This window comes from Carnobacterium sp. (assembly GCF_040274425.1).
This window is the reverse complement of record NZ_JBEMBC010000100.1, coordinates 1-7,340: the sequence shown is the minus strand read 5'-3', so window position 1 is coordinate 7,340 and position 7,340 is coordinate 1. Positions and strand designations below refer to the sequence as shown.

The 7,340-nt window shown below is 31.8% G+C and carries 7 protein-coding genes; 5 read left to right on the top strand and 2 right to left on the bottom strand.

The genetic code is table 11. From position 1 onward, the window contains the following. Positions 1-168: 168 nt before the first annotated feature. Positions 169-753, bottom strand: a complete 585-nt coding sequence (locus ABS911_RS13360; protein ID WP_350467973.1) for a site-specific integrase — start codon at positions 751-753, stop codon at positions 169-171. A gap of 3 nt (positions 754-756) precedes the next feature. Further along, the gene (locus tag ABS911_RS13355; protein ID WP_502880547.1) at positions 757-1,350 is read right to left on the bottom strand and encodes an Arm DNA-binding domain-containing protein; all 594 of its coding nucleotides are present in this window, start codon (positions 1,348-1,350) and stop codon (positions 757-759) included. A gap of 356 nt (positions 1,351-1,706) precedes the next feature. Here ABS911_RS13355 and ABS911_RS13350 point away from each other — a divergent pair, with 356 nt between their 5' ends. The 5 genes from ABS911_RS13350 to ABS911_RS13330 all read left to right on the top strand — a co-directional run. Beyond that, a complete protein-coding gene (locus ABS911_RS13350) occupies positions 1,707-3,938 on the top strand; it encodes an McrB family protein (protein WP_350467971.1) in 2,232 nt (743 codons plus the stop codon). 6 nt (positions 3,939-3,944) lie between these two features. Then, positions 3,945-5,171 carry an McrC family protein gene (locus tag ABS911_RS13345; protein ID WP_350467970.1) on the top strand — a complete coding sequence of 409 codons (1,227 nt, stop codon included), beginning with the start codon at positions 3,945-3,947 and terminating at the stop codon, positions 5,169-5,171. A 97-nt stretch (positions 5,172-5,268) separates the two neighbouring features. Next, positions 5,269-5,391, top strand: a complete 123-nt coding sequence (locus ABS911_RS13340; RefSeq protein WP_350467969.1) for a hypothetical protein — start codon at positions 5,269-5,271, stop codon at positions 5,389-5,391. Between the two features lie 149 nt (positions 5,392-5,540). After that, positions 5,541-6,275 (top strand): CBS domain-containing protein, encoded by a 735-nt coding sequence (locus ABS911_RS13335; protein WP_350467968.1) that lies wholly within the window; start codon positions 5,541-5,543, stop codon positions 6,273-6,275. 307 nt (positions 6,276-6,582) lie between these two features. After that, a partial coding sequence (locus ABS911_RS13330; RefSeq protein ID WP_350467967.1) for a nucleoside hydrolase occupies positions 6,583-7,340 on the top strand: 758 nt, incomplete at its 3' end.

The following is a 7,340-nucleotide window of genomic DNA, read 5'->3' as shown; positions in this document are numbered from 1 at the left end:
GGTCAAGTGAAGTACTATTCCTACAATAAATATTTTTTTCTTATACAATAGAGATCCATTAAATAATTTTTAATCAACCGTATATTTACTTATTATATCTCTTCTTTACTAATATTAGTTATCTTTCCTATTAATATCGAAAAAAGGGTAATGGTTTTTAAATTCAAGTTAACAAACTTCCTTAATTTTCCATAAATCTAGCAAATTTATCTGCGGTGTTTTCTTTTCTTCTCTTGTTACATGAGCATAGATATTCATAGTTGTTTGAATATCAGTGTGCCCTAGGCGAGCCTGAACATCTTTCATTGATGCTCCCATAGAGAAGAGGATACTACAATGAGTGTGTCGCAACCCATGAGCAGTAATTCTCTTGAGTCCATTACGCTTTTGCACATTTCTCATGCGGTCATTAGGTACATTAATCGAATAGAAGTTATTTCTCGTATTCGCAAAAACAAGCTGATCGGGTTTATTTGTATTAAAACCGAGTTTCAGCATGAATTGAGCTTGATACATCTTCCACTGCTTTAAAAGCCTCATCGAATCATTATCCATATCAATAACTCTTCTACCGTTCACTGTCTTCGTAGGTTGCACGATAATCTTGTTGTTTAAGCCCTTAGTGAGTGTTTTATTGATATTGAGGGTAGATGTATCAAAATCAATATCTGACCATTTAAGAGCCAATAGCTCCGATTTCCGAGCACCGCTATAGGCTAATATCCTAAAATACGTGTACCAATTAAGATCCAAATCTTATTTTACATATACCAAGAACTCGTTTAATTCCTCTTTGGTATAAAAATTCTCAAATTCGCTTTCTTCAATCGTCTCAATACGTTTTGGCACAGTGACTTTATCAAACGGATTACTATCGATGATATGCATTCTTAAAGCATAATCAAAGATACGGTTCGCATAATACTTTATACGTCTGTAATTGACTAGCTTATCACGCCACTTATTTAATTCAGATTGGCAATGTTCAGGTTTCATTTCACGAATATTCATGCCATCAAAAGAGGGGATGATGTGATTTTTAAAGTCGCATATTGTTTTATTTAGTGTAGACTCCTGAACATTATCCATATACTCAGATTCTAACCACAGTTCATACACCTCGTTAAAGGTACTTCTTTTCCTCTCAGATGGAAAACCATTTTTGTTAAATTCATTGATTAATCTTGCTTCAGCAATTTCTGCTTGTTTCTTTGTCTTAAAGCCTCTTCGTTTACGATAGACTTCTTTATCTGTTACTGGATCAATTCCAATATATGAATGAAACATATATCGTGTTTCGCCATTCTTTAAACTGAAAAAAAAGTTTTTATCATTTGAAACTGTGGACAAAATCCAATACAGATGGAACCCAAATTTTAATTGACGAATTATGCTGTTATAATTTGTTGGGAACTAATTTGTGTTTTTAAAGATAAAACTGCAAATATAAAGGTGGACTCGATGAACCAACCATTAAAGATGGAACATCATCATACAATATTGATGAAGATTAATCTCTAAAACTAAAACTCATATAAATTTTAAGGAATAACGAGAACTCAAACTGTCTAAAACAGTTTGAGTTCTTGTTGTTTTTTATTGCGGAGTCGATTTAGTATCTAAATCACTTTGGGGAAACTGTTTTGAGACCGTTTACATAAAAGTGTTATAATATCACTACATTAAGTAATACTTGGAGGTTAATTATGGAATCTAGGATTAATGATATTGTTAACAAATTATCTGAAAATTATCAAAAATATGGTAGTACTATTAAGTTTGAAAAAGATGAAACACTAGAAAGATATCAAGATTATTTTATAGAAAAATTTTCGTTGGCAACATTAGAGCGTATGAGTCCTCAAGAAACTCTAAATGAATTAATGAACATGAATAACCAAGAAAGTATGGTTTATTGGTTAGAATTTAAAAATGATGAGGAATTTAAAACGGGTTTGTTTGGAGGAATACAAGGAGGGTCAGCAGGTAAGTATACTATGTTTCACTCGAAAAAATATAATCAATGGGTGAAATGGGAAAGTCATAAGCAAGTGCCGATATCTGATGAAGAAGCGGCTGATAGAGCTGATCAGATTAGAAGAAATTTAATCAAACTTCATAATTATATTCAAGAAAATTCTTATAAAACAATAGATGATATTCGATTAATGATTGAATCCATTGAAAATGATGGAGAGTTAAAAGGCCTTTATCGCTATGGATGGGTGCATAAATATTTACATATTCATTATCCTGAAAAAATATCTTGCTATCACGGATGGAGTATTTTCACTTCGCTATTAGTAAAGATGAAACATCCGTTTGCTGAAATCCTTTCAGATGATGAAATGAGTCCTTACTTCTTTGACTACTTTTATATTGACTTATCTAATCGGCTAAATATTTCTCAAATTAATTTGAGCCGATTAATAGGAAAGTCGTATCCCGATATCGAAAAAACGACTTACTTTAAAGTAGAAGTCTCAAAGTTTGATCGACAAGACTTAGAACAGATGATTCATTCAAAGTATTTTTATGGGCCAATAAATTTAAATGAAGATTTAACAAATATCACGTCACGAAAAGAAATGATGAAGTTTCTACACTCAATAAATTATGATGAATACAATGCCACACAGGTAAATTTAATAACTAAAGGAATCACAGAAAACGATATTGTCTTATTGGTAGATAGTAACAGAGCGCAGTATGTAGGAGTAGCCAATGGTGAATACGAATATATGCAAAATGAAAAATTTAGACACCGTATTCCTATGACCTGGTACGATATAAACCAGGTTAATCAATTTACTATTTCAGGGAAGATTACAAAAATAATAAATCGTGTGAATAAAGCGAAAGATCAAGTTAATATCGAATTAGCAGTTGAACAAGGCGAAAAAATCATACGTTCGGAGACAAAAAAATTCATTAACCCTCTTAAAGGTGAAATGAGAGAGATTAATTCTTTATTAGGTAAAAAGAAACAAGTTATTCTAACAGGGGCCCCAGGTACTGGGAAAACGTATTGGGCACAAAAGACAGTTCACGAATTAATAGCTAGACAACTTTATAAAAATAGTTATGAAAATTTAACCGACAAGGAAAAAGAAACTATCAAAAATTCCGAACAGCTAAAAACTGTAGTCATGCATTCCAATTATGGCTATGAAGAATTTGTAGAAGGATTAAGACCAGATACTATAAATAACCAGCTTGTCTTTAAGATTAAGGATGGTGTATTAAAAGAATTTGCTTTAAAAGCTAAGAAAGATCCGGATAAAAATTACTATTTAATACTCGATGAAATAAATCGAGCAGACTTAACAAAAATATTTGGAGAGTTAATTTACTCTATTGAGAATTCTAAACGAGGAGAATATATTAATCTTTCTGTTTCTAATAAAGAATTTACGATACCCAAGAATTTGTATATCATTGGAACCATGAATAATGCAGATAAGTCCGTTTCACTCATTGATTTGGCTTTGAGAAGACGATTCGGTTTCATCGAATTAAAACCAAATTACGACCTTCTTGATTGTGTGATTGCAGATAATATAGTTATTGATGCTATAGATACAGATGATGAAGATGCTCTGTTAAGTGAAATCGAAGAAGTTACAGAGATTCATATAGGTGACTGGTTACAGACCGTCAATCAGCGCATTGTTCATGTATTAGGAGCGGAAGGAAATGATCTGCAAATCGGACATTCCTATTTCTTATCGAACGAAGAAGTCATTACTGAACCAGGTCAATTTGTTGATGTTTTGAAGTATGAAATCATTCCTTTACTCAATGAATACACCTATCACAATCAACATCAACTAAAAGAGATTATTGGAGACAAAATGTATGATTCTTCAAATCAATTAAGATTCAACCTGATCAGTGAAGAAGAATTTGGAACTTTAATAGAAGCGCTATTGGAGTAGATGGCTATGAAAATACAATTAGATGAATGGACATCGACAGAGCTTCCTCTAGCGGACGAAAAAGTTATTGAACAGCTTCTTCTTTTACAAAAAAGAAATATCATAGAGGTTAACTTAACTTCAAATGGCATAAAAGTTAGTGCGAATTCAATGGTAGGATTCGAAGGGAATCAAAACCTACGAATTGCAATTAAACCTAAAATTTCAGGTTTTTCTGTTTTGAAAATGATTGGTTATATTCATGGATTCATTCCCATCAAATATCAGGAAAATGCTTATTTAGGTGAAGGAGAAGTTAGTTTATTTGATCTATTGATTCAACAATGGCTTGATTTAGTAGAGAAGTTAACGCCTAAATTAAGACAAAATTATATAACTATTCAGGAAAAAGAGACCTATATCAAAGGAAAAATAAGAGTAGGTGAACTAGCAAAACAAGGAATAGTAACTCCTAAAACTCCAGTGGAATATCAAGTTTTGAATATAGATCAAACATTGAATCAAATGATAAAAGCTGGATTAAGTTATTATAAACAGCAAACACTGAACCCTTATCTAGTGAATCAGATAAACTTATTATTGAGAGATTATACACCGGTTAAGAATATTTATTTAAATAAAAATGAGATTGAGAGTAAAATATCTAGGTTAACTAGACTTGAGAAGGATTATAGGGTTCCACTCAAATATTTAAACTGGTTACTCTCTTTGAGTGGAATGGGTTCAAATAGCGAACGTGGTAACTCGCTTTGGATAAATATGAATTCACTTTTTCAGGACTATCTCACTGCTTTTTTAGAGCGATATTCTGTTGGCTATCAATTGGAATCTGAAGTCTCAAATCGAACGATATTTAAATATGATAGCGAGTATAACCCACTAAATAAGTCATCCATTTCAATCAGACCAGACTTATTAGTTTATGATTATGGTGGATTGAGAAATATTATTGATTTCAAATATAAAAACTACACTGATCATTCAATCAGTACGTCGGATTTATATCAATTATCAAACTATGGCTTGACTGTAGGAGAAGGTAATATCAACCCAATCATCCTTTATCCAACAGAGAGAGAGTTTCCAGATCAAGTGATAGACGTGAATCTTGCAAATCTAAATATAAAACAAAAAATTACTGTAAGAGGAGTCAATTTAAATCATTTACAAGTGCTAATTGATTTGCAAGATCATGCTGAATTATCTAATTATGCAGAAACATTATTAAACTAGTATCTCTTAACATATGTTTTACAGCTTCTTAATCTCTATTTTTTAAAAGTAAGTGCCCGAATGAATAGTTGAATTTGACTATGAGGAGGATGAAAAAATGCCAGAAACTGAAAACATACAAATAACGCTGGAAAATTATGATAATAGTAAAACTTACTTTGATTTTGACAATATAATCTATGATCTGGATAGTGAGATAGATTTATTACCAATACCTTAGCCTGAAAAAAATACAACATTAATGAAGAAAATATAGACAATCATATAATCAAATCATATGGATTAAATGAAGATGAAATAAAGATGAAATAAAGTATATACATTCAAAATTAAATAAATAGATTTCTTTATACATAAAGGAGATATTTTATGACTAGTAATGAAAGTACAGCAAATTACGAAAAGTTTTTACGAGCCTTTAATACTCTACATGAAACACTAGGAAAAAAACTAAATCAACCTAATTTGCAATTCGGGGCGTTGCTAAAAGTTGCTGAGAAGAACAGAGATAAAGTAGTGTTGAACTATTTGAGTGAATTAGATTTTTATCGTGAGTTTAGAAACTTTTTAGTACATCAAGCAACGATAGATAAGCCGCCAGTCGCGGAACCAAATGATTTTATAATTGATGAAATTAACGATATTATCCATCGTATAGAAAATCCGAAAAAGGTTTATGAATTGTTTCTAAACGAGGTAATCCACTTTAATATGGATGATAGTCTTAGTAAAGTGCTTAGTGTAGTTAACGAGAAAGAATACTCTCAATTTCCTGTATTTAATCAAAATGAGTTAGTAGGGCTAATTTCTGAAAATGGAATCACTCGTTTTTTAGCTAAATCAGTAGAAGATGATATCATTTCAATAGTTGAGACAAAAATTAAAGACATCATTAATCAAGATGAAGCTAAAAACTCAATTTCAGTTGTTAATTCAAATACATTAATTCATGATGTAGAAGAAATTTTTAATAAAAAACTTCATAAGGGAAATTCAATTTTTGCAATTTTGGTATCAAATAGAGGCCATAATATAGAAAATCCAGAGGACATAGTAGGTATTATTACTCCATGGGATTTACCAATTATTTTAGATAATAAGTAACGTATTTTTTTATCTAATATCATAAAACATAGGCGTATGCGTGAAAATTTAGTACAAACCATTACCAAAACCATTACTATATAACTATAAACGTTGACGTGATGGGGTTGAGATGAGCCCCCTCAACTCCATCAATATATCAAGGAAGTCCTCAAAGTCTCATTTGAGGGCTCTTTTCTTTATATAGTAAATTGATGCATCATATATAATGCTAAATTGAGCTAATTTTTCAATTAGAGTTATCTTCATCTCATCATATAGGCTATAATTTGAGATAGAGAAGTGAAATATATTAGGAGGTTTACGGATGAGAAGAGTAATTATTGATTCAGATACTGCTGGGGACGATACAACAGCGATTTTGATGGCTTTGAAGTATTTTAAGGTTGAAGGTGTGACAATTGTTGCTGGAAATGTAGCTTTTGACCAAGAGGTTGAGAATGCCTTGACCACTATTGAAACCTATAATCCTGGTTACAAGGTCCCTGTTTATAAGGGTTACCAAAGTCCAATGATTGCCCTACCTAACGCGAAACACGATACGGTTGAGGAAATTCAAGGTGGCAATGGTATGGGGGATGCTGTTTTTCCAAAACCTCAGCAAGAACCAGAAAATGACCATGCAGTAGACTTTATTATTGATACAATTAAAGCAAATCCAGGTGAGATTGAAATTTTAGCTTTAGCGCCTTTAACCAATATTGCAATGGCAATTAAAAAAGCCCCAGAAATTATGAAGGATATCAAGCATATCTGGATTATGGGTGGTGTCAACAACCGCTTAGGGAATATGAATGTATCGGCTGAATATAACTTCTATGTGGATCCTGAGGCGGCTAGGATCGTTTTAAATGCGTCAACAGCAAAAACCATGGTTACTTGGGATGCTTCTTTAGACTTTGGTGTTATGTATGAAGAAGATATTGAAGAAATTCAAGCTTTAAATACGAAAGGTTCAAAATTCTTCTTAGATATTAATATGTTTGTCCGTGAGTTTGAACTGGCAAAACGAGGCATCGACGGGATTACTTGTACAGACTCATTATTGGTTGCAGTTGCTGCGGT